The following is a 23,648-nucleotide window of genomic DNA, read 5'->3' as shown; positions in this document are numbered from 1 at the left end:
TATCAAAATATTACAATTGATTACCCAAAATTACTCAAAATAGCCCCTTGATTTAATACTTTTTAACTATGCCTCTATTATGCCTTTCTTATTGAGCATTAGCGCAAGCTTCGCTCAACCAGTCGGGGCTATCCTGGTTTTGTAAGGCTCGGTCCACCGGGAACAAAACCGCCCGGCGAGATGCGACAGACAGTCGATTTCAGGGGACACACATGACGAATGAAATGCCTTATTCCCATAGCGGCAAAGCAGCCCGCCATTGTCGCTTCACGCTTGTTGCCGCAGCACTTGTAACTTTCACCTTCGCGACGGCTTCATGCTCCGTGGTCGAAGACGCCGTTCTCATCAAGACCGCGTCGGCCAATACCGCCACGACCAAGAGCCGGGTCGTTCCGGCGAAGGCGTCCTACGGTTATCAAAAAACCGGCAACGCGGCCGTTACGCTTGTTGCCGATGCCTCGGGCACACCCGCGGCATCGCGGCAGTCCTACTCGGGCTCTTCTCCCTATATCTGCTCACCGAGCGGATTCGGGCAGAAATCCCGCTGCTTCCTGAGGCCCTGAGCCTCCTGGAGAAATACCGGAGGGAACTGGCGTCCGGACGGCTCGAACCGTCCTGACGCTCAGTTCTTCCAGCCGCCGGAGAAGGTCGTGTCTTCATCTTTGTTGAAGAAGCGCGACGCCGCCTCCGTGCGGTTGCGCACGTTCATTTTCTTATAGATATTGCGAACGTGAACCTTGACGGTGTTCTCGGACAGATGCAGCCGATCAGCGATGATCTTGTTTTGCGTTCCCTTGCAAAGCAGGTCGAGGATTTGCACCTCGCGTGTCGTCAGCGCCGCCACGTCGCTCCTGCTTGCGGCAAGGGCATCGGCGCGGTTGGCGATCACGGCGCTGCTTTGAACGCTCTTGCTGTTGACCGAAGGCGAATAGGGCGTGAGCTTGCCGAGAAGAGCAGCAGGAAAATGTTCCCCGCCCTTCATGAGCAGATCGACGGCCGCCATGAAGACATCGAGCCTGAGGTTGAGCGGCAGCACGCCATCGATGACGCGCATTCCCACCAGCCTTTTCAGCGGCTCCTCGAATTTATCGATGGTTTCGACGACGAGCGCGATCGGCGCATCGGGATGTTTTTCCCGAACCTCCGAAAGGACGGCATGAAGACGATCTCCCGACATCCGGTAAGGCAAAACCAGCCGTACATTGTTACCGTAGTCGTCCTCGATGCCCGCCGACGACCTTACGCTCACCACCGCGAATGTGGGGAACTTTTTGCCCAGCGCCTCCATGAGGCACTCGGAAAACAGGTCCGGATCCGCTATGACCAATAAAGTTCCATTTATAGGAGCAACGGCGTTTTTTTGTTTTGCCGCATAATCTGACGTTCCCATGAACATTGACGCCTCCCTCAAGCGCTTACGCATTACTTTCTTTTGGTTGTGCAGTCTGTTGTCCGCCGGCTATCTTTCCCCTGAATACTTGGGGGCGATTCTCCGCTTTAGGCCATGTCAACTATCATTAATTACCCGTTAATTAACACACGCTAATACGAAAAGCTGTGTAAATAAATGGCCCAAACGGGTTATTTTTTACAATTGACATACAAAATAGGTTACGCCGAGATAGAATCATTCATTCCGTAAGCGCTGCAAAAACAATCACATCGGAAAAGCTTTCGCTGTGGTTTTGCCTTCCGGGAAAATATAACTTTTAGTTGATATCCCTTTACATAGCTCGCCGGCGAAGCACGCTGCAGCCTGTTCCTTTTCGGGATAAAAGCCTTTTTCCACCGAAATAAACCATGTTTCTCGAAAAAGCCGCCTTGCCCGGACGACGCGCCTTTTTTTGAGGCCAAACCGGCCAAACGACCCGCCGGACAACCGCCTGAGACATATATATTCGGGTAAAGCGCCGATATGTTTAGCCCGAATTGATATCTAGGAAGCGCGATTTTTCTGCGGCACAGTCTGACCGTCGCTGAACGGCGGCCGATGGAAAGACACCTCCGGCCTTGACGTGTGTTTGAAAAACGCCGGTCCCTTTTCAAGAAAACATGCAAGCGAAAAGACGAAGCCACCGCGCTCCCCTTCTGGAGCGAGGAACGGATTTGTGCGCCGTTTTACCGAGTAGCGCACAAGGGCTGAACGAAAAGAGCCCGATCACGGGCCAATACCGAACCGCAGATGATGCGTACCGAGTGCATCTGCAAAACATCAATCTTCATGCTACCTGGAGCAAGCGCGAAAAAATCCCGTTTGAGATGAGAGGGATTTCGAAAGCTGCTCCGAGCTTTTTCGGAGGAAATCGAAATGGGTTATGATCATAAGTCCGCCGGCAGCGACGACGATATCACCAAGATCGGCGCGCTTTCCGATGGTTTCGCCAACACGTCGACCAATGACGCCAAGGTGGAAGACAGCAACGTCGGCACCGCAAACGGTGAAAACCGCAACAACGACAACAGCGACAACAGCACCAATGTGGATGTTGACGCCAAGATCGATGTTGACGCCAATAACGGTGACAATCGCGACAATGACTATGACTGGAGCTATGACAGCAAGTCCTATAGCGACAACGACACGACCACCAAGACCAGCACCGAAACCAACACCGACATCAAGGTCGATTACGACTGGAGCTATGAAAGCAAGTCGTACAGCGACAACGACACCAATGTGAAAACGATCACGGATACGGACACAAAGACGTCCAACTATTCCGACAACGACACCTCCACCAAGACCACGACGACCTCCGACAGCTTCAACTCCGCAGACAGTTTCTACAAGTCGGATGACGACTTCGGCAACATCACGGGCGTCAAGGATGTCGGCAATCTCGGCATCGCCGGCGGAGACCTCACCTTCAATCTGGGTGACGACTTCTCCTTCACTCTCGATGTCGACAATATCCTCAACGGCTCGCTCAACGGCGATGGCAACGACACCGGCTTCAGCATGGTGCAGGCCAACCACCTGGCAGATCAGGATGAGGCCTACGACATCAAGATGCAGAATGGCGGTGCGGAAAACCACCTGAGCGCCAATGCCGGTGACGCCTTCGGCGCCGAAGGCATCGACGGCAAGGGATGGGACCTCAAGGCCGGCGACGACGCAGCAGGTACCAGCACTGCGGATGCATCGGCAATCCTTGCAAATTCCGGCTTCCATCTGGAACTGGTGCAGGGCGCCAACATGCTCTCCAACGCAGTTGATGTCACGATCACAGGCGGTAACTCGCATGTGTCCGATGTCGGTGAGGATCACTCCTGATAACCACCTCTTGACGAAAAGAGCTGCACCGGCACCCGCCGGTGCAGTTCGCGGTTGAAGGACCGGGGTCGCGTAAAACGAAGCACCGCCTCCAGGACGTGTGCCCTCCGCAGCCTTAAGGCTCTGCCGCGATGATCAGGGAGGGACCTCCAATGCATATCGACAAGATTTCGGACATGATTGCGCATTTCATCGGCCTGTTCGACACCGTGATCGAGGAAGCGCGTCTGAGAACCAACTACAGCGAAGGCCCGGCGCATTCCGATCCGGACCGTTTGCCGGACGATGAAGCAGCAAAGCTGCTCGACAAGAACTATGACGTTCCGCTCAAGGACTACGATCCCGGCGTCAACTACCGCGCCGGCTATTATGATTTCGATTATCTGCAGCCGCATTTCGCGCGCATGGTCGAACACGACATGCAGCGGCTCGCAGATGCCATCCCTGTCGATATTTCCGGCGTCAATTTCCGTTTTCCCGGCCGGCTTTCCTTTGAGGAGGAATATGAGCTGGTGGTTCACACCGGTCCCGGTTCGGTCATCGCGCATGTGGCGCAGGTCAATATTCTTCAGGACGACGACTATCTGAACATGACGGACGGCCCCTATGTGTGGCGCGACACGAGCTTCGTCACAGAGCGCACCGTCGAGTTCTACAATGAAGCGTCCGTCTTCACGCCTTTCGCCGGTTTCCAGCGCACCGACAGTTACGACGCCCTGCAGGCGCTCGCCAAATCCGCACACGACTATATCGACCATGCCCGCGAAAACGACGTGACGTCGCTCGGCACCGGTGCGGATCAGGATTTCGTTCTGGCCGGCAATGACATCCACGGGCTTTACATCAATGGCTCGATAGCCAGCGAAAAGCCGATGCTCGACGACTACATGCCTGATCGCGGTATCGCCAAGCCGGCGGAAGAGCCGGAAAAGAGCGATGTTTCGCTGCACGAGGACAGCCCCGCCGGCAACAGCCTCGACGTCGCCGCAGGCGCCAATGTCGTCGCCAATATCGCCACCCTGGTCAATACCGGCGTCATGACATCGGTAACCGCCGTCATGGGCGACTATCACCAGATCGACGCGATCACCCAGGCGTATATCTATAGCGACCGGGACGAGATCGACTCCGTTTTCACACGGTCGGAAGATCAGGCGGCGACGGCAGCCTTCAATATCGCCAGCTTCGAGCGCAGCGTCTATCCGGGCGCGGAAAGCACGGAGAACAGCAGCCAGGAAAACGGCGAACCGCCGATATTTCCGACCGCCTGGCGCGTCAGCGTGCTGGAAGGCGACGTTTCCTTTGTCCACTGGATCGAGCAATACCAGTTCGTCAGCGACAACGACACGATGACGATAACGACCTCGGGCGCAACCGTCAGCCTGCTGACTGGCGGCAACGCCGCGCTCAACATTGCGAATTTCCTCGGCATCGGCATGCAATACGATCTGATCATCGTCGGCGGCAATGTGCTGGACATGAACATCATCAGCCAGATCGCCGTGCTTTACGACAATGACTGGGCGCGCGCCAATCCCGATGCGCCGGAAGGCGCCACCATCCAGTCCGGCAACAACCTGCTGTGGAACGACGCCGCCATTCACAATGTCGGCAGCAACGACCGTTTCGAAACCATGCCGGACTATATGAACCAGACGGTGAACGCCATCAACGAGCGCGATCCCAACATGCCGGATGCGCTTGCCCATGACGTCAATTTCGCCGGCTACGAGGGTCTGAACGTCCTCTATATCACCGGCAATCTCTACGATGTCAGCATCATCAAACAGGTGAGCGTGCTCGGCGATTCCGACGATGTGACGCAGGCCGCCGCCAAGGTTCTCGAAAATAACGAGGACGCCACAGTCCATATCGATACCGGCAGCAACGCCGTGGTCAATCTGGCGCAGATAGTCGATTACGACAGCTTCGGCTCCACCACCTATGTCGCCGGCGGCGTTTATTCCGATGCCATACTGATACAGGGCGGCATCATCGAAAACGACACGTCGCAACCCCAGCAAGGCCAATTGGCGAACGAGGTCATCGCCTTTCTTCACGACGATCCCGCCACCATCGAAAACGAATCCAATGGCGTCATCAATGCCGGTCACGACCTGTCATGGTCGAATGCCCATCCGGCCGACGTCATGCAGACGGTCGTTGCGTAACCTCTGGCAGGCGGGGCTGCAAACGCGCCCCGCCGCAGCCAGAACCGCAAACACCGCTAGATCACCGAGGGGACCGATATAAAATGGATCATATTTCTAGAAAAACCATTGCCGACGGACGCTCGCTGGACTTGCCGCTGGATCAGGACGCGGAAGACAGCAAACTGACGGACGCCTGTATTTCAGCAATCAATGAAGCCGTCGAAAACCTGCGCCAATTATCCGGCGCGGAACAGACGGCAAAAGAAGCTTCCACCCCTGCACAGACCGCCTCCCCACAAGTTCTCTCCCAACCGCATGCAAAAACGGAGCAGGCGGAACAGTTGCGGGATGTTCCCGCAGAAAGGCCGGCACCGCAACGGGACCGGCAACCCGCCTCCCCGCCGGAACCGCAGGCCAAGATCGACAATGCCGACCTACCTTTCGTCAAGACCATCGACAATAACGACGGACCGATCCGTGAAAACGAACGCCGGCCAGTGACGGGCGGCGGCGGCAAGGAGCCGACGGACAACGGCGGTGGCGGCGGCGGCGGCGGTGGAAGCCAGAGCGGTTTTCACAAACGCAGCGAGCCGATCAATTTCGCCGCAAGCCTTGCCAAGGGCATCGCCGCCGTGCGGCGCAACATGGTGGTGGTGATGCTGTTCACGGTCGCCATCAATGTCCTGCTGCTCGCCATTCCGCTTTATCTGTTCCAGATTTCCGACCGGGTGCTGACCAGCCGCTCGATGGATACGCTGGTGATGCTGACGGTCGCCGTCCTTGGCGCGGTTCTGCTGCAGGCCTTCATGGACGCCATCCGCCGCTTCATCCTGATGCGAACCGCCGTCGAACTCGAGGTGCAACTTGGCGCGCCGATCCTGTCCGCCGCCGCCCGCGCCTCCCTGCATGGCAGCGGCAAGGACTACCAGACCTTGCAGGATTTGCAGCAATTGCGCTCCTTCCTCACCTCCGGCACGCTCATCGCCTTTCTCGATGCGCCGCTGATGCCACTCTTCATCGTGGTGGTCTATCTCGTCCATCCACATCTCGGCATCATCATCATGGTCTGCTGCGTCGTGCTGTTCGGCATCGCCTGGCTGAACCAGCGCTTCACCGCAAGACAGTTCTCCGAGGCGTCCGGTTATCTCAGCCGCGCCAATTTCCACCTCGATTCCATGTCGCGCAATTCGCAGATCATCAATGCGCTCGCCATGATCCCCGAAGCGGTGAAGATGTGGGGCCGCGAAACCGCCGGCTCGCTGAAATCGCATGTGGCGGCGCAGGATCGCAACATCATGTTCTCCGGCGTTTCCAAGGCGGCGCGCATGATTACCCAGGTGGCGCTGCTCGGCTGGGGCGCGCATCTGTCGCTATCCGGCGAACTGACCGGCGGCATGGTGATTGCAGCCTCCATCATTTCCGGCCGGGCGCTGGCGCCTATCGAAGGCGCGATAGAAGGCTGGCACCAGTTCAACAAATCTGCCGCCTCCTATGGCCGCATCAAGCAGCTTCTCATCAATTCGCCACTGAATTTCCCCCGCCTGCGCCTGCCCAATCCGGAAGGGCGTCTCGACGTCGAGCGCATCCTCTTCGTGCCGCCGCCGCAGAAGAAGGTGATTTTGAATGGCATTTCCTTTTCGCTGAAAAAGGGAGAGTCGCTCGCCATCATCGGCAATTCCGGCTCCGGCAAAACGACGCTCGGCAAGATGCTGGTGGGCTCCATTCTACCGACGTCAGGCAATGTGCGCCTCGATCTCATGGATCTGCGCAACTGGGATCAGCGACAATTCGGTGAAAGCATCGGTTATCTGCCGCAGGACGTGCAGCTTTTCCCAGGCACCATCAAGGCCAATATCTGCCGCATGCGCGACGATATCGAGGACCGGCAGATTTACGAGGCGGCGGTGCTGGCCGATGTGCATGAGCTGATCGCCGGTTTCCCGCAGGGTTATGAAACCGTGGTCGCAGCCGATGGCGCACCGCTTTCCGGCGGCCAGAAACAGCGCATCGCGCTTGCCCGCGCCTTTTTCGGCGATCCGAAATTCGTGGTGCTGGATGAGCCCAACTCCAATCTGGATACGCAGGGCGAACAGGCGCTGGCCAAGGCGCTGCTGCATGCCAAAAGACAGGGCATCACTACCGTCACCATCACCCAGCGGCCGGCACTGCTTCAATGCGTCGACAAGATCATGGTGCTGAAGGACGGATCGGTCGCCATGTTCGGCGAAAGAATGGACGTGCTGAAGGCGCTTTCCGGCAATGGCCGCCAAGCCAACCAGTCCCCGCAGATCGAGGGTTGAGGATCGTCATGTTCAAGAAGAAAAACGCCATTGCCGAAATCAAACCCCAGGGCCAGCTGGAATGGTATAGCGAAGTGCCGCGCTCGATCCGCCTGCACAGTTCGATCGGTCTTGCCGTGCTGCTCGCCTCCTTCGGCGGTTTCGGATTCTGGGCCGGCACTGCGCCGCTCTCCTCCGCCATCATCGCCCAGGGTAGTTTCGTCGCCACCGGCAACAATAAGGTGGTCCAGCATCTGGAAGGCGGCATCATCAAGGAAATGATGGTCAGCGAAGGCGACACGGTCAAGGAAGGCGACGTTCTTCTGACGCTGGACAAGACGACGGCACTTGCCAACGAGCGCATGTTGCAGCTGCGGCGGCTTCGCCTCGAAACCATCGTGGTGCGCTTGCGCGCCGAGGCCCAGGGCGCAAAAAGCTTCAAGGTGCCGGATATCGTCATGAAGGAAGCCGGCGATCCGGATATCAATTCCATCATCCAGAGCCAGAACATCGTGTTCCACAGCAAGCTCATCAAGCTTGAGGAACAGATGAACCTGATCGACAAAAATATCCGGTCGCTGGAGTTCCGCTATGCGGGCTATGACGGCCAAAAACAGTCCTTCGACCGACAATTGGCGCTTTTGACACAGGAGCGCGACTCCAAGGAGCGGCTCGCCAAGGACGGCGTCATCCGTAAGACCGACATGCTGGCCCTGGAGCGCGCCATCGCCGACGCCATGGGCGATATCGCCCGGCTGAGCGGCGAAATGAACCAGAGCGAGGCGGAAATCGCCAAATTCCGACAGGAAGCGGTCATCGCCGTCAACGCCAACAAGCAGGCGGCGCTCGATGCGCTGGAAACCGCCGAATCCGATCTGGACAGCGTGCGTGAACAGGTGCGTGGCGCCGCCGAAGTGCTGGAGCGCACCGTCATCCGCTCTCCCGTCAACGGAACCGTGGTGCGCGCCTATTATCATACACCGGGCGGCGTCATCACCACCGGCAAGCCGATCATGGAAATCCTGCCCGCTCATGTGCCCCTTATTCTGGAGGCGCAGGTGCTGAGAACCTCCATCGACCAGCTGCATGAGGGCCAGACCGCGGCGATCCGCCTGTCGGCGCTCAACCGCCGCACCACACCGGTTCTGAACGGCAAGGTCTTTTACGTTTCAGCCGACAGCATCGAGGAAAATGCAGGCCTTCAGGTCAAGGACGTCTATATCGTGCGGGTGCAGATACCCGACGAGGAAATCGCCAAGGTTCACAATTTCCACCCCGTGCCCGGCATGCCGGCCGACGTGCTGATCCAGACTTCGGAGCGTACTTTCTTCGAATATCTGACCAAGCCGATCTCCGACAGCATGTCCCGTGCTTTCAAGGAAAGATGAAGAAATATCAGTAACCTACACTGTCTTTTCCGCAGCGGTCGGCATATAATATCCAAATATGTTTCGTCGGGGCGGGAGAAGCAGCATGGCGGCGATGTCGGATGTATTGCTGCTGGTCGGCAGGCTGAATTACGTGTGGACCAACACGGAAAGCCTGATGATCTATCTGATCGTCCATCTTCTGAAAGTGGAAAAGGAAGCGGCCATCGTCGTGTTCCTGACGCTCAACACCACGCGGGCGCGCATGGATCTGATCGAGCGCCTGGCGAAGCTTCCTTCCACCGATGCGAAGGACCGCAAGACCATCCTCTCCATCATGGCGCGGCTGAAGAAGGAAGCGAAGACGCGCAACAAATATAATCACTGCATCTATTCCTTCGACGAAAAAGGCGAAATCGCCAGCACGCAGCTCATGCGGCTGGTGGAGGATGACAGCCAGGTGCGCTACGGCAAGGTGGAGCGCATGGACGAGAAGGAAATCGGGCAGCTCGAAAAATCCATCGCCGACATCGTCGATGTCAGCAAGGACATGTGGAGTTTCATCCATGCCAGTCCGCATGTCTCTGCGGATTATCTCTAGGCTCTCGTTTGTAACCGCATGCCGATTGCCGGGTGAGGTTCGCTCCCCTCCGCAGCCCTTGCCGGGAGGCACAGTTTACCGGCTGCGAAATAGAGCATGAACGAGCCGATCTGGTAGGGGAAGATGATGTCGATCTCCACGAAGGAACGCACGACAAACAGGGAGCAGATCGCAAACAGGATGACGCCCTGCGGATCGCTCTTGAGCATCAGCACCGAGCGCAGATGCCCGAGCAACGTTCCGTAAAGCACCATGCCAAGCAGGAGCATGCCGACAAAGCCGTTTTCCACCACGGTTTCGATATAGGTATTATGGAAATGGAAGCCGCTGCGGCCAGTAATGAAGAAATCGTTCCACAACCGTTCGGCATCGGGAAAACCCGCAACCCAGAACCCCTGATAACCGACGCCGAGGATCGGCGTCTGTTTCGCCGCCTCGATGCCCTGCTGCCAGAGGTAAGTTCGGCCAGTCAGCGTCGAATCCTTGCCGAAAATGCCGAGAATGGCGTCCAACAGGCCGAATTGCAGGGAAGCGACCGCCAGCAATGCGCCGAGACCACCAAGCACAAAAAACGTCATCTTTCGGTTCGCCGGCGAAAGCATGCCGATGGGAATGAAGCCGATGATCAGGGCGACCACCGCCGCCGTGGTAATAGTGGATGTGGCCGATTGGGACGCAAGGAGGCTATAGGCCGACAGTAGCCCGGTGACGCCGGCGATCGGCCACCAGATGCCCCTTTGCTTGAGCACCAGCACCGATGCGGCGGCAAAAATGACGCCGAGCGAGGCATAAAAGCCGAGCTGGTTCTTGGAAGAAAAAGCGCCGACGAAACTATAGGTGCCATCCAGCGCATCGAAGAGATAAATGCCGAATAGCAGCGAATAGAGCAGAACGACGGCGATGCCGATCAGCGCACCACGCGTCAGCGTCCGGATCGAGATCACCCGCATGGCGATCAGCGCGCAGACGATATGCGTCATATACTGGATGGAGGCGCGCATGGTCACCGACGCCGCTTCCGACCAGAAGCTGGATAGCACGGTCAGTATGCCGAACGCGAATATCCAGAGATAGCGCGGATAATTGCCGAGCACGCGCCGGTAATCGACCACCACCAGCGGCAGCCACATGCCATAATAGGCCAGAACCGAGATTTGGCCGAAACGCGACGAGTAAGCGAAGACGAAGAATGACAGCGCAACCGCTGCCATTCCATAAATCTCATTGCGTTCGGGATCGATCAGCGCCGATTTGGCGATCCGCATTGAAACCTCACTGCATCAGGATTTCAGACGAGACCTTGATGACATCGCCGGGCTGGAGCATGGCGTTTTCATCCACCTTCAGCTCCTTCGGCTTGCCGTTTTCCTCACGCACCACGATATAGCTGATCGTCGCTGATTTGCCCGAGGGATCGAAACGGATCGCTTCGGCCGATTGCGCCAGCGCTTCCGACATCAATTCGCGGCTGGTGGTGAGCTGCAGATTGAGCTTGTCCAGTTCCGCTTCCGTGTCCTGCAATTCCTTGGAGCGCTGCGCCACCCAGTCGTTACGCAGATTGATCTCGTCCTGGGTCGCCTTGTTGATATCCTGTTTGGCGCGCAGCGACTGCGTATCGATATCGAGCAGGTTGGATTCCACTTCCGCGGCGCGTTCTTCCGCGGAAATACGCCGCTGCGACAGCGCAAGCCCCTGCTCGTTCAGCCGGTTGACGCGGTCGCGGTCCTCGTTGGCAAGCTGGAGCTGACGATTCTGCGTCTCCGATTTCTTCTTCAGGGATTCGACTTCGCTCTGCAAAAGGGCGTGCAGGTCCGTCAGCGCCTTGAGCTGCAGGGTGTAACGTTCAGTGCGCGATTTCATCAGCGCGCTTTCGCTGGCCAGCAGCACGTCGATCTCGCCGATCTTTTCCATTTCAGGCGTCTTGGCGATGGTCGCGTCACCCTTGACCTCTGCGACCAGTCGCGCCTGACGGGCGAGCAGCCTTGCACGCTGGTTGTCGTAGACGGCGGCGTCACCACGGGCATTGATGAAGTCGCGGGCAAAACGCTGCCCGGCATCCGAGCGCCGCAGGCCACCGGCAAGGCTGACCGCCTTCAGCACGGTAAGATTGGCGGCATAGGGATATTCACCCGGAGTCTGCACGTCGCCGCTCAAGAAGATCGGCCGGAACTGCGCGATTTCGACGGAGGCCGAAGGCAGGTTGCGAAGGGCGAACTTGCTCTGAAGCTGGGCTCCAATCTCTTCGCTGACCTCCGATGGGGTCTTGCCCGCAACATCCAGCTGACCGATGAAAGGCAGCGACAGCGCCCCCGATGGACCGACGGAATAATCGCCGTTGATCACATCCCAGTTGCGGATGCTGCCATCCGCCGGCTGCCATTCGGCAACACGGATACGCAGCTTGTCAGCGGTACCGAGCTTATATTGAGCGCCATCCGCAGCCATGGCGGAGAGCGGCGCGGCAAGGGCGACGGAAGCGGCAAATACGAAGGCCACAAACGGGCGGCGGGCGGCAGACAAGCCGTTCATCGGGAAACTCCCTGTTAGCGGATCGCCACACGGGCGATCCGGCCGTCGCGCAACTGGGCAAGGCCGGCTGCACAGTGCCGCGAAAAGCGGCCGGTATGATTAGCACCAATGACGCACCCAAAGACCGGACTTGGGATCCCGGTCGGGGTGCGTGTCGAAACGAAGATCGATAAAGCCGAACTCAATATCGGTTTTCAGTAGCTTCCGCGTGAAAGGCACACGGCGGGAATGGTCTTGACGATGATGAAGACATCCTGCCGCATCGACCAGTTCTGCACATAGTGCGTGTCGAAAGCGACGCGGGTCTTGTAGGATACGTCGTTGCGGCCGCTGATCTGCCACAGGCCGGTCAGGCCAGGGCGGGTGCTGAGATAATAAGCGGCAGCGCTTTCATAATAGCTCAGTTCCTCATCGACGACCGGGCGTGGGCCAACCACGCTCATTTCGCCGCGAATGATGTTGAGGAGCTGCGGCAGTTCGTCAAGCGAGAGCTTGCGCAGCACGGCGCCGACAGCCGTAACACGCGGGTCGTTCTTGAGCTTGCGGGTGGCGCGCCATTCTTCGGCGGCTTCCGGATTGGCGGCAAGATATTGCCGCAGAATCTCATCGCCGTTCATCGCCATCGTCCTGAATTTCAGGCAATGGAAATAGCGGCCATTATGTCCCACACGCCGGTGGCCATAAAAGATCGGGCCGGGATCAGACAATTTCACCAGCGCGGCGATCAACAGGAATATCGGGCTGAAGATGAGCAGCGCAAGCGCAGCCGATGTCATATCGAAGCTGCGTTTTGCGATGCCCCCGATAGGGAAACTGACATCGAAATCTTCGGAGCTGCTGAGTGTCTGTTCAGCCGATTGGGTCGCGGACTTCATAGAGAGAACTCCATTTATGTTTTGCGATTGGTCGGTGCCCGGAGGCGCGTCTTTCCGTCTAAAAGAGATAACAAGTCTGTGTTCGGAATTTGATGCTAATGGATTTTTTGTAAGGCACATTGGCCATAACCGTCTATGCGATTTCTTGCGCGAGCGGCCGATCAACGTCCGGGCAATATTAACGGTTGCATAAAAAAGCAACAAATGTGCCGACGGCCATGTGTTGAGAGCATGGGTACCGCCCCGGCATGTATTGGGTTTTGTGCCAGCGACAGTCTTTTCTTATGTGTTTCTTATGACTTGGCGAGATGAGACAGGAACGTTAAGAACACCTACGTCTGTAACAGAATATAAAAATTTTTTGCATCGCAGCAAGATTGTGGCAATGCATATAAAATTTGACATATCCGTAGGGATTTTTTTGCCTGACATTGCCAGGCCGCCAAGAAAAAGCGATGGAAAAATTGCTAAAAGGGCGCAAACACGGCAAAAGAGTGGCAAGAAACTGCATTCTAGTCATGGCAGCCACGCAAAATTGCCGTGGCTTACGGCCATTTTTTACCGAATTGCCCCGACTTGACAGCTCTACGACCGTTACGCGGCGCAAAAACCGCTGGAATCAGAAGGTTGGCGGTGTGCAGGCGCTGATGACCTCACAGGGCACGGGACCGACGCAACGGAAACGATGCGGCCTGCGGCTTTCGAAATAATAGGCATCCCCCGGCCCGAGCACCCGCCTCTCTTCATCGACCGTCACTTCCAGCCGTCCGGAGAGGATGATTCCTCCCTCCTCGCCATCGTGAACCAGCGGCACCTTGCCGGTATCGGCGCCCGGCTGGTAACATTCCTTGAGGATTTGCAGGCTGCGGCCGAAAACATTCTCACCCACCTGCCGGAAGGATATCGGCCCCTTGCCGATTTCAACCAGTTCATCCGCCCGGTAAAAAGCCTTGCGGCTCGTCTCCGGCTCGAAAGCGAAAAACTCGGCAAGGCCTATCGGTATGCCGTCGAGAATGCGTTTCAGCGCGCCGACGGAAGGGTTCGAGGTGTTGGATTCGATCAGAGAAATCGTCGAATTGGTGACACCGGCACGCCTTGCCAGTTCCCGCTGGGAAATATTGTGGCGCAGCCGCAAATGGCGCAAACGCCCGCCTATATCCACCGACATGCCTGCCCCCCGTTGCCCTTGTTCGAAATATCGAAAACCTGAGTTCAGGCCTATAGCATTTTCAATGGCTTGGCCACAGAGAGAAAAGGGCTTGTTCAGTCGCGAAAATAGCATTCAATCACCGGCAACGAACAGGAGACCACCATGGACAACCCGAGCCGATCCAATTCCACCTCGCTTGACAGCTACTGGATGCCGTTTACCGCCAACCGGCAGTTCAAGGCCAATCCCCGCCTGCTGACGAGCGCCGAAGGCATGTATTACACCAGCAATGACGGTCGCCAGGTTCTCGACGGCACGGCTGGCCTGTGGTGCGTCAACGCCGGCCACGGCCGCCAGCAGATCGCGTCTGCCGTCAAGCACCAGCTTTCGACCATGGATTACGCGCCCTCCTTCCAGATGGGCCACCCGGTTGCCTTCGAATTCGCCGAGCGGCTGGCGGAGATTGCGCCCGGCCCGGAAGGTGCAAAACTCGACCGTGTCTTCTATACGGGCTCCGGGTCGGAATCGGTCGATACGGCGCTGAAGATCGCCATCGCCTATCAGCGCGCCATCGGCCAGGGCACCCGCAGCCGGTTGATCGGTCGTGAGCGCGGTTATCATGGCGTCGGTTTCGGCGGCATCTCCGTGGGCGGCCTCGTCAACAACCGTCGCGTTTTCCCGCAAATCCCCGCGGACCACCTGCGTCACACCCATGATCCGGCGAAGAACAGCTTCGTGAAGGGCCAGCCCGAGCACGGCGCCGAGCTTGCGGACGACCTGGAACGTCTGGTCGCCCTGCATGGCGCGGAAACCATCGCCGCCTGCATCGTCGAACCGGTCGCCGGCTCCACCGGCGTGCTGGTGCCGCCGAAGGGTTATCTTGAGCGCCTGCGCGCCATCTGCGACAAGCACGGCATCCTCTTGATCTTCGATGAGGTCATCACCGGTTTCGGCCGCATGGGCTCCACCTTCGCCACCAACTATTTCGGCGTTACCCCAGATATCGTCACCACCGCCAAGGGGCTGACCAACGGCGCGATCCCGATGGGCGCGGTCTTCACCAGCCGCAAGGTGCACGATGCGCTGATGCATGGGCAGGAAAACCAGATCGAGCTGTTCCACGGCTATACCTATTCCGGCCACCCGGTCGCCTGCGCTGCCGGTATCGCGACGCTCGACATCTATCGCGATGAGGGCCTTTTCACCCGCGCGGCCGAATTGCAGAATGTCTGGCACGACGCCATTCATTCCCTAAAGGGCCTGCCGAATGTGATCGACATCCGCACCATCGGCTTCATCGCCGGCATCGAGCTGCAATCGCGCGAAGGTGCTGCCGGCGCACGCGCCTATGATGTCTTCGTGGATTGCTTCGAGCGCGGCCTGCTCATTCGCGTTACCGGCGACATCATCGCCCTCTCGCCGCCGTTGATCGCCGAAAAATCCCATTTCGACGATATTGTATCCATTCTAGGCGACGCACTGAAACGCGCGCAGTAAAAGTACAAATTACTAATATAGAAAGGGCTGCAATACAAAATGCAGCCTTTTTTGCATTTATCGAGCCTTCAGCGAAAATAGAACATTTATTAAGCATGTTCTATTATGTTCCTAAAGTATAACAATTGCGTGGGAACGCTCATATGGCCTCGATTCAAAAAAAGATAATATTGGCAAGCATTGCAATCTTTTCCATCACCGGCAGCGCCGCGGGTGTCGGCATATGGGCGGCGGAGACGCTCAACCGTAACAGCGAATATGTGGCACTTTCGGCGGACGTGCTTCGCAACCACATGCAGGCGGACATGATGCATGACGCGCTGCGGTCAGACGTGCTTGCCGCCATTCTTTCCGCCGATGCCAGAATGGACCTCGACCTCAAGGCCGTTAAGGCTGATCTTACCGAACACGAAGCCAGTTTTCGCGAAGTGATCGAGGCAAACAAGTCACTGTCATCAGGCACGAATGTCAAAGCCGTCATAGACGGGGTCGAAAAGCCGCTTCTCGCTTATATGGATGCCGCCAACGCGGTGGTCGGACTTGCCGGCTCCAGCCCCGAAGAGGCCATCGGGCTGATGCCGGAATTCATGCGGCAATTCTCCGCGCTTGAAAAAGCGATGGAAGCGGCGGGCGACCAGATTCAGGCGCTCTCCGACGCCGCATCGGCCGAAAGCGAAAAGACCAAGGCGGCAATCAACCTCGCCTTACAGGGACTTCTGGTTCTGGCAGCGCTTTTCTCCACCGGGCTTTTTCTGCTCACCCGCAAATCGATTATCCGTCCCATCCTGCAATTGTCGAAAAATATGGAGACCCTGGCGGGCGGCGATACGTCTCAACCGCCCTCAGGCACGGACCGCAAGGACGAGATCGGCTCCATGTCCAGCGCTGTCGAGATTTTCCGACAGGCCGCCATCGCCAACCGGGCACTAGAGGAGCAGGCAGCGGCGGCCCGCAGACAGGCGGAAGCCGATCAGGAAGCAACGCGGCGGCAGGCGGAAGAAGACGCTTCGGAAAGGCTGCGCATCGCAACCTCCGGCCTTGCGGCCGGTCTCAAGCGGCTCGCCTCCGGTGATCTGGCCTTCCAGTTGAATGACGCCTTCGCCCCACAATTCGAGGCCCTGCGTCATGATTTCAACAGTTCGGTCCGGCAATTGGCCGAGACCCTTTTTGCCATTTCCGACGGGATAGGCACAATCGACGGCAGCAGTCGGGAAATCGCCGCAGGTGCCGGCGATCTTTCCCGCCGCACGGAAAATCAAGCCGCTTCCCTTGAGCAGACGGCAGCGGCGCTCGATGAAATCACCGTCAATGTCTCGAATGCCAACAAGCGCGCCGCAGAAGCGCGGCTCGCTGCCACCGATGCCAACCATAGCGCCCTGAAATCGGTGGAGGTGGTAAGCCATGCCGAGGAAGCGATGCGCCGTATCGAGGCCTCGTCGCGGCAGATCACCGGCATCATCGGCGTCATTGACGAAATCGCCTTCCAGACCAATCTTCTGGCGCTGAATGCCGGGGTTGAGGCTGCCCGCGCCGGCGAGAGCGGCAAGGGCTTTGCGGTTGTTGCACAGGAGGTGCGCGATCTCGCCCAGCGCTCGGCAAAGGCCGCAAGCGAAATCCGTGACCATATCCGGCAATCGTCCGTGGAGGTCGAGAGCGGCGTGAAGCTGGTTCTCGATACCGGCACAGCACTGAAGGATATCAGTGAACGCATCGCCGGCATCGACCGCCATATGAATGCCATCGCCACATCGGCCACCGAGCAATCAACCGGTCTGTCCGAAATCAACGCGGCGGTGAACTCCATGGATCACGCTACCCAGCAAAATGCGGCCATGGTGGAGCAATCCACCGCCGCGTCAGCAACGCTTGCCTCGGAAACAGCAAAGTTGCGTGCCCTGGTGTCGCGCTTCCGCCTGGAAATGGAAACGGCCGGCAGTCCGGATCAGCCACGCCGAGTAGCTTGATGTCTGCGACGAGGCGCGGATATCTCCGCCAGATGCAGGAAATCAGCCAGCACGCACCCACGGCAAGCCTCCGCCGTGGGTGGAACTTTAGCGATCAATAAGCCTGCATCGGTTGCGAGAGGCCGTCGCCGATCACGCCGTTACCATATTGCGCCACGGGCACACCTTCCTGGCCGATCGGCACGCCCTGCTGTGTGGGGCCGAGCGCCGTCACCACGATCGGCGTGCCATCGGGCACACGGTTATAAAGGTCGATGATATCCTGGTTCAGCAGGCGCACGCAGCCAGAGGATACCGACTTGCCGATGGTCCACCATTCCGGCGAGCCGTGCAGGCGGTAGATCGTGTCCTTGCCATCCTTGAAGATATAGAGCGCACGCGCACCGAGCGGATTCTTGAGGCCCGGCTCCATGCCGCCATTGCGGCTGCTATAGGGTTCCAGTTCCGGCTGGCGCGCGATCATCTCATCGGGCGGCGTCCAGCGCGGCCATTGCCGCTTATACTGAATGACGCCGCGACCGGCCCATTCAAAGCCCGCGCGGCCGAGGCCGACGCCATAACGCATGGCCTGATTGTTCTCATAGGTGAGATAGAGGAAATGATTGGCGGTATCGACGACGATGACGCCGGGGCGCTCACCCGTCGGGTTCGCCACCATCTGCCGCAGAAACTGACGCGGAATCCGCTTGTAGGGAATTTCCGGCAGCGGGAACTGCTCGTCCGGCTTGGGGCCGTACATCAGGGCATACATCGGGTCGTCCGCGGGTGCTGCAGGCCGGGCGGCCTCACGCGCAGTTGTGTTGCAGCCCGCAAGGCCGGCAAGCGCCAGTCCACCTGCTCCAAGCAGGAAACCCCGCCGGGTCGTCGTCGTCTCGTTCAATTGAAAAACCTCATTTACGTCATCTCACGCCGGCAAAGGGATCTGCCAGCGCCGCCTCTGGGCGGCTGATAGGGTACTTCGTGCCGGAAACCTGCGATGCCATGGCCTTGGCGCCGTTCGATTTCAAAATGGCCCGGAAGCTCGGATGCATGCCGCCGTCTACATACGCGCTGAGCGGGCTGGAAGTTCCCTCACTCATGGCGGCGGCAAATTTTTGTTGCTCTTCGGCCAGTTTCGAAGCCACCAGCGGATCCTGCTGGTTGATGGCCGGTGGGCAAGCCGCCAGCGGATCGGCAGGTTCGCCTTCGGCAAATTCACTGTTGAAGACATAACGACGGCCGCAGACGGAAACCTTGGGCTGCCGGCGCGTCACCTCGAAATAATCGTAACCTTCCTTCAGCGTCTTCCAGAACGGCATGTTGGGGTCGTCCCGATGTGCCACCATGTTCCTTGCGCTCATGCGGAAGGGATAGGCCTGTACCTGAAAACGGTCCTGCCCGCCCTGAAGCGCACGCGCGACGATGGCGTAAATCTCGCCCACCTGGGCATCCGTCATGGCGTAGCAGCCGGAAGAGGAGCAGGCGCCATGCACCATCAGCGCCTCCCCGGTGTAACCGAGCGCCGATTCCAGCCGGTTGGGATAACCGAGATTGAAGGAGACGTAATATTGTGAGTTCGGATTCAACATGCCGGCCGAGACATGATAAAACCCTTCCGGCGCCTGCCGGTCGCCCGTCTTCATCTTGGGGCCGAGCTTTCCGGACCAGCGGCACATGGGATAGGCCTTGAGCAAGGCGTAATTTCCGGTCTTGTCGACCTTCCAGACCTCAAGCTCGCTTTCCTGCTTGAAAATGCGAACGAGGACAGGGCTTTCCGGGCGCATGCTCTTGGCCGACATCTGCGCCATCATCTTGGACGACAGTTTCGGCGGGTCTTTCTTGACGCTGTCGAGCCCCATGGAAGTGCACGCGGCAAGGCCGCCACCGATCGCGACGATCGCGGCCATTCTTGCCCCTGCCCTTACCTTTTGCCGCAACCCCGCAACCGCGAAATCCAGCAATGCCTGCATGCCCATGGATCGTTCTGCCCGCCTGATTTGCCCGCCTTTCCGGCAGACGCTTAACTATCGAAGGTGGCCACAACACGGCAACCTCGCCCATGGACAAAGTCTCGTGAACAGACGTTACCCATTCGTTAATCATAAGGACACAAGCCCGTGATGCCGCTGGCGTTGAGCTTAAAGTCTGCAGATTATCGGAGCAGCCCTTGGCCGCCATCGATCCAAACCGGCGTGCCGGTAATGTGGCGGGACGCATCCGACGCCAGGAAACCGATCAGCGCAGCGACATCTTCGCTCGTCCCGGCCAAGCCGCCGGTTACCGGAATATCCCCAGCCGGAAAACGGACTGGAACCTCCGTTTTTTCCCGCCCGCGTATATCGGTATTTTCATCGATTGCCGTTTCGATTTCGCCCGGACACACCGCATTGACGCGAATACGGTGACGCCCCAGTTCCAGCGCCAGTTGTTGCGCCATGGCGAATTGCCCGGCCTTCGTCACGGAATAGGCCGGAGCACCGGGCGATGTGAAGGTGCGGGTGCCATTGATTGACGAAATGATGACGATGGACCCGCCGCCGGCCGCTTTCAGATGCGGCACGCTGGTATGGACGGTGAGATAAGTGCCGCGCAGGTTGATGCGGATCGTATCGTCCCATTCGGACGGTTTCAGCTCATCGATGGGCGCCCAGACGCCGTTGACGCCGGCATTGGCCACCACGACATCAAGCCGGCCGAAATCCTCAACCAGCGCTGCGACCGCGTGACGCATGGCCGCTTCATCCGCCACATCGGCCAAAAGCACCTTCGCAGACCCGGATGCTGCGCCGATTTCCCGGGCGACATCGTTCAATTCCGATTCGGTGCGGCCCAACAGACCGACCGAGAAACCCTGCGCCGACAGATGAAGGGCGGCGGCGCGCCCAATGCCGGAGCCAGCGCCGGTTACCAGAGCGACTTCGCGAACAACCAATGTCACCGCCCTCCTTTTCGGGAAGCAATGGATGTGACCGTAGCAGAGACGGGATCACTCGCCGGAAAGCTGTCCTCCAGCCCCTCTTCCAACTCTTCCTCCAGAATGTCGCGATCCTTCGATGTGCGGGCGCTCGCCTGTCCGTGCGGAGCTTCATCCTGCGCCGTACCTAGAGCGGAAAATTGCGAAGGCGCATCTGCCCCATGGCGCGTTCCGAACGCGGTCAGTTGCACCATCACCGCGCTCGCCCGTTTGATGGCCTCGGCATCGTCGATCCCTTCAAGACCGTCGGCGAGGCGAACCGAGACCTGATCGCCGTCGTTGCCGACGAACTCGACGGAGATAACTCCGTTATTGCGTTTTACATAGGTCGTCGAAAGTTGCATGACATGCCCTCCGGCTTGGAAAGCACCGGTACGAATCCGATGCTGGAAAACGGTTAGAACCTGAATTCACAACGACGGCAGAGCGGAAGGGTTCCAGATGGATCAGGCCTTTGGCCCGGAAATGCAGGAGAGTTTCTTCCTGCGCGATGCGCTGGATGTGGCCCGCGCCCTCATCGGCGCGGAGTTCCGCGTCGGCAATACCGGCGGCATCATCGTGGAGACCGAAGCCTATCATCCGGACGACCCGGCATCCCACAGTTTCAACGGGCAGACCCCGCGCAACAGGGCAATGTTCGGCCCGGCCGGCCGTCTTTATGTCTACCGGTCCTATGGTATTCACTGGTGCGCCAACTTTGTCTGCGCCCCGGGTTCCGCCGTGCTTCTGCGCGCCATCGAACCCCTGACCGGCATAGACATGATGAAACTGCGACGCGGAACTGACAAGCCGAAACTTCTCTGCTCAGGTCCGGGCAGGCTCTGTCAGGCGCTGGCGATTACGGGGGAGATGGACGGCGCGCCGTTGAACGCAGCGCCTTTTTTCCTGCGGCTGCCGAAAGAAGCCGCCGCCGTCACCAGCGGCAGACGAATCGGCATCAGCCGCGCGACGGAATATCCGTGGCGCTTCGGGCTCAAGGGCTCGGCTTTCCTCAGCAAGAAATTCGAGAATGGAGAGGCGTGAAAGACGAGAGCACCTTCGGCGGCCCGTCATTTTCGTCGGGGTTGGGTACCGGCACTTCGTCCGGCAACCTATCGGGTTCCGGCTCTTCCACCGGCGGGATATCCGGCTGCGGCGGCACGGGCATCGGCGGTTCGGGATAGGGTTCGACGGGAACGGCTGGCATCGCGGCCTCCTGATAAACACGCTTAGCCACGATGGGCACAAGCTGCGTTTTTATCTCGTGCGACAGCGCCTTTGCGCTGTCGTCAATCAGGCGGCGCAACGCCTAATTCGCCCATCGGTCAAATGCCGGTCAGGTCCCTTCGGTCCGGTTGCGCCGCCCTGCGGGTCGTACAGGGAAAACGCGGGCACGGCCTGTCCGTTCCGTTTGTTAGGAAAGCTTTTGCGATCGCTCAGGCGAAACCGAGCGCGCTGCGGGAAATATCGCGATTTTCGCAATAGTCGCGGGAATGGGCTTCATGACCATGTTCGCGAGCGGTCGAACGGTTCAGTTCGGGGCTCGGAACGTTGAGCAGCGCATCGGCATAGGTGCCGGTCGCCTCGACATCATCGATCACAGTCTGCTGTTGCGGTTTTAAAAATTCAAACATCCGTCCACCTCCTTCGACACGTCCCCTCAACGCGCCGGCCCGGGTCCTGTTCCATAACGCCCGTGACTGTTCCGATTATACATGAGACGGCGCGGACGTATAGATGACGAAAGGCGAACGTTATCAACTGACGTTCACAAAATGGAGTGGAATCAGTGAGCTATGCCGACAAGTTCAGGCGGGGCCGACCGATTCCCGCAAGATCAGCTCGACCGGCCACAATTCCTGAACCTCGCGAACGGGACGGCCGCCGATGATCTGCAAAAGCAGGTCCGTCACTCGCATGCCCGCCATGCGCATGGGCGAGCGGGTGGTGGAAAGCGGCGGCATCATGCTTTCCGGTGTAAGGTAAGGAAACACGTCGTCATGGGCGATGACGGAGACATCCTTGCCGATCGTCAGCCCCATCTGCGTCGCGGCGCGATAGACACCCTGCGCCGTCATCATCGCACCCGCCACAAAGGCCGTGGGGCGCGGCGTCTGTTCCAGCAGCGAGCGAGCGAAGCGAAAGGCCGTCTCCTCGCTGAAGTGCTCATTCATCATGAAACGCGGATCCGGCGTAATGCCGTGCGTGGCCAGCGCCTCCCGAAAACCCTGCTCGCGGTCCTGCACGAAGGTGCGGCCAACCGGGCCATTGATAAGGGCGATGCGCCTGTGTCCGCGCTCCAGAAAATGGATCGTCGGACGATAGGTCACATCGTGGTTGTCGATATCGAGCCAGGCATGTTCGAAAGGCGTCTTTGAGCGGCCATGCACGATGAAGGGCACACCCAATCGGTTGAGCAGAGCGATGCGTTCATCTTCCGGACGCGGCGAATGCACGATGATGCCATCCACCCGGCCGCTCGACGCCAGCCGGCTGAAAATCGCCAGTTCCTCATCGAGATTATTGTCGACGGTGACGCTGACGAGAATGTCGGTCTCTTCCCGTTCCAGCCGGGTCGCCATGCCGCCCATGAATTCGGAAAAGAAGTGCCCTCCGCCCGAACGGCCCATGACGACACCGATGGCGCCTGCCCTGCCCGTCGCCAGCCTGACAGCATTGGCATTCGGCCGGTAACCGTATTTCAGCGCAGCCTCCATCACCCGCTGGCGCGTTTCCTCGCGCACCTCGGGGTAGCCGCCCAGCGCCCGGCTGACGGTGGTGGGCGAGAGCCCGACTTTCTCTGCGAATTCCTTGAGCTTCATAATTTTTTGCCAATTTGCCCCTGCATGCGTCGCCGCCGCGGATTTTTCAAGCCGACAAAAATTGAAAACGATTTCAATTTTCCTCCACCTGAAACCTTACAGTTGATCATTCCCAAAGGCAAACGCCTAAAAATTGCAGGCGAAAACAGCCGATTTCCGGGCAATTAGAAAGAGTATTGACAGATTGCTCGGCTTTTGAGAGCCT

21 protein-coding genes are annotated in these 23,648 nt (G+C 58.6%); 9 read left to right on the top strand and 12 right to left on the bottom strand.

Translation table 11 applies throughout. From position 1 onward, the window contains the following. The first annotated feature begins 212 nt into the window (after nucleotides 1-212). A complete protein-coding gene (locus ACQZ5G_RS24975; protein WP_003523817.1) occupies nucleotides 213-563 on the top strand; it encodes a hypothetical protein in 351 nt (116 codons plus the stop codon). A 59-nt stretch (nucleotides 564-622) separates the two neighbouring features. Here the strand turns inward: ACQZ5G_RS24975 and ACQZ5G_RS24970 are convergent, their stop codons facing one another. Then, nucleotides 623-1,396: a helix-turn-helix domain-containing protein gene (locus tag ACQZ5G_RS24970; RefSeq protein ID WP_035239795.1), complete on the bottom strand. Its 774-nt coding sequence runs from the start codon at nucleotides 1,394-1,396 to the stop codon at nucleotides 623-625. 912 nt (nucleotides 1,397-2,308) lie between these two features. Here ACQZ5G_RS24970 and ACQZ5G_RS24965 point away from each other — a divergent pair. The 5 genes from ACQZ5G_RS24965 to ACQZ5G_RS24945 all read left to right on the top strand — a co-directional run bounded on the left by ACQZ5G_RS24965 (nucleotide 2,309) and on the right by ACQZ5G_RS24945 (nucleotide 9,674). Continuing rightward, nucleotides 2,309-3,274: a hypothetical protein gene (locus ACQZ5G_RS24965; protein WP_003523814.1), complete on the top strand. Its 966-nt coding sequence runs from the start codon at nucleotides 2,309-2,311 to the stop codon at nucleotides 3,272-3,274. Nucleotides 3,275-3,426: 152 nt separating this feature from the next. Then, nucleotides 3,427-5,445 carry a hypothetical protein gene (locus ACQZ5G_RS24960; protein ID WP_448738475.1) on the top strand — a complete coding sequence of 673 codons (2,019 nt, stop codon included), beginning with the start codon at nucleotides 3,427-3,429 and terminating at the stop codon, nucleotides 5,443-5,445. Nucleotides 5,446-5,528: 83 nt separating this feature from the next. Further along, complete coding sequence (locus ACQZ5G_RS24955; protein WP_448738474.1) at nucleotides 5,529-7,727, top strand: type I secretion system permease/ATPase; 2,199 nt, start codon at nucleotides 5,529-5,531, stop codon at nucleotides 7,725-7,727. Between the two features lie 8 nt (nucleotides 7,728-7,735). Continuing rightward, a complete protein-coding gene (locus ACQZ5G_RS24950; protein WP_142780450.1) occupies nucleotides 7,736-9,094 on the top strand; it encodes an HlyD family type I secretion periplasmic adaptor subunit in 1,359 nt (452 codons plus the stop codon). Between the two features lie 85 nt (nucleotides 9,095-9,179). After that, complete coding sequence (locus ACQZ5G_RS24945; RefSeq protein WP_003523808.1) at nucleotides 9,180-9,674, top strand: hypothetical protein; 495 nt, start codon at nucleotides 9,180-9,182, stop codon at nucleotides 9,672-9,674. On the opposite strand, the gene ACQZ5G_RS24940 is transcribed toward ACQZ5G_RS24945, so the two are convergent. From ACQZ5G_RS24940 to ACQZ5G_RS24925, 4 genes are all read right to left on the bottom strand, one after another. Next, on the bottom strand, nucleotides 9,671-10,939 hold the full coding sequence (locus tag ACQZ5G_RS24940) for an O-antigen ligase family protein (RefSeq protein WP_448738473.1): 1,269 nt from the start codon (nucleotides 10,937-10,939) through the stop codon (nucleotides 9,671-9,673). The genes ACQZ5G_RS24945 and ACQZ5G_RS24940 overlap by 4 nt on opposite strands. A gap of 7 nt (nucleotides 10,940-10,946) precedes the next feature. After that, the gene (locus ACQZ5G_RS24935; RefSeq protein ID WP_448738472.1) at nucleotides 10,947-12,203 is read right to left on the bottom strand and encodes a polysaccharide biosynthesis/export family protein; all 1,257 of its coding nucleotides are present in this window, start codon (nucleotides 12,201-12,203) and stop codon (nucleotides 10,947-10,949) included. A gap of 194 nt (nucleotides 12,204-12,397) precedes the next feature. Next, nucleotides 12,398-13,078 carry a sugar transferase gene (locus ACQZ5G_RS24930; RefSeq protein ID WP_003523803.1) on the bottom strand — a complete coding sequence of 227 codons (681 nt, stop codon included), beginning with the start codon at nucleotides 13,076-13,078 and terminating at the stop codon, nucleotides 12,398-12,400. A gap of 619 nt (nucleotides 13,079-13,697) precedes the next feature. Continuing rightward, nucleotides 13,698-14,246, bottom strand: coding sequence for a cupin domain-containing protein (locus ACQZ5G_RS24925; protein ID WP_003523802.1), 549 nt, complete (start codon nucleotides 14,244-14,246; stop codon nucleotides 13,698-13,700). A gap of 144 nt (nucleotides 14,247-14,390) precedes the next feature. Here ACQZ5G_RS24925 and aptA point away from each other — a divergent pair, with 144 nt between their 5' ends. Together aptA and ACQZ5G_RS24915 are read left to right on the top strand one after the other, a co-directional pair. Continuing rightward, on the top strand, nucleotides 14,391-15,725 hold the full coding sequence (aptA, locus tag ACQZ5G_RS24920) for an omega-aminotransferase AptA (RefSeq protein ID WP_448738471.1): 1,335 nt from the start codon (nucleotides 14,391-14,393) through the stop codon (nucleotides 15,723-15,725). A gap of 143 nt (nucleotides 15,726-15,868) precedes the next feature. Continuing rightward, on the top strand, nucleotides 15,869-17,689 hold the full coding sequence (locus ACQZ5G_RS24915) for a methyl-accepting chemotaxis protein (protein ID WP_448738470.1): 1,821 nt from the start codon (nucleotides 15,869-15,871) through the stop codon (nucleotides 17,687-17,689). Nucleotides 17,690-17,783: 94 nt separating this feature from the next. Here ACQZ5G_RS24915 and ACQZ5G_RS24910 read toward each other — a convergent pair whose 3' ends face one another. From ACQZ5G_RS24910 to ACQZ5G_RS24895, 4 genes are all read right to left on the bottom strand, one after another. Then, complete coding sequence (locus ACQZ5G_RS24910; RefSeq protein ID WP_448738469.1) at nucleotides 17,784-18,569, bottom strand: L,D-transpeptidase; 786 nt, start codon at nucleotides 18,567-18,569, stop codon at nucleotides 17,784-17,786. A 19-nt stretch (nucleotides 18,570-18,588) separates the two neighbouring features. Next, a complete protein-coding gene (locus ACQZ5G_RS24905) occupies nucleotides 18,589-19,644 on the bottom strand; it encodes a L,D-transpeptidase family protein (protein ID WP_020811491.1) in 1,056 nt (351 codons plus the stop codon). 176 nt (nucleotides 19,645-19,820) lie between these two features. Beyond that, nucleotides 19,821-20,600 carry an SDR family oxidoreductase gene (locus ACQZ5G_RS24900; protein ID WP_448738601.1) on the bottom strand — a complete coding sequence of 260 codons (780 nt, stop codon included), beginning with the start codon at nucleotides 20,598-20,600 and terminating at the stop codon, nucleotides 19,821-19,823. A 2-nt stretch (nucleotides 20,601-20,602) separates the two neighbouring features. Further along, nucleotides 20,603-20,986: a hypothetical protein gene (locus tag ACQZ5G_RS24895; RefSeq protein ID WP_020811489.1), complete on the bottom strand. Its 384-nt coding sequence runs from the start codon at nucleotides 20,984-20,986 to the stop codon at nucleotides 20,603-20,605. Between the two features lie 97 nt (nucleotides 20,987-21,083). On the opposite strand from ACQZ5G_RS24895, the gene ACQZ5G_RS24890 reads away from it, so the two are divergent. Next, nucleotides 21,084-21,665, top strand: a complete 582-nt coding sequence (locus ACQZ5G_RS24890) for a DNA-3-methyladenine glycosylase (RefSeq protein ID WP_448738468.1) — start codon at nucleotides 21,084-21,086, stop codon at nucleotides 21,663-21,665. Here the strand turns inward: ACQZ5G_RS24890 and ACQZ5G_RS24885 are convergent. The 3 genes from ACQZ5G_RS24885 to ACQZ5G_RS24875 form a co-directional block, all read right to left on the bottom strand. Beyond that, entirely contained in the window at nucleotides 21,634-21,828 is a 195-nt protein-coding gene (locus ACQZ5G_RS24885; RefSeq protein WP_448738600.1) for a hypothetical protein, read from the bottom strand. The genes ACQZ5G_RS24890 and ACQZ5G_RS24885 overlap by 32 nt on opposite strands. Nucleotides 21,829-22,057: 229 nt before the next feature. Beyond that, entirely contained in the window at nucleotides 22,058-22,255 is a 198-nt protein-coding gene (locus ACQZ5G_RS24880) for a hypothetical protein (protein ID WP_003523793.1), read from the bottom strand. Nucleotides 22,256-22,429: 174 nt separating this feature from the next. Next, nucleotides 22,430-23,443, bottom strand: coding sequence for a substrate-binding domain-containing protein (locus tag ACQZ5G_RS24875; protein WP_448738467.1), 1,014 nt, complete (start codon nucleotides 23,441-23,443; stop codon nucleotides 22,430-22,432). Between the last annotated feature and the right edge of the window lie 205 nt (nucleotides 23,444-23,648).

The sequence above is a fragment of the Agrobacterium sp. 22-214-1 genome, from assembly GCF_053522465.1.
Note: the sequence above shows the minus strand (reverse complement) of the source record. Positions and strands in the feature narration are given on the sequence as shown.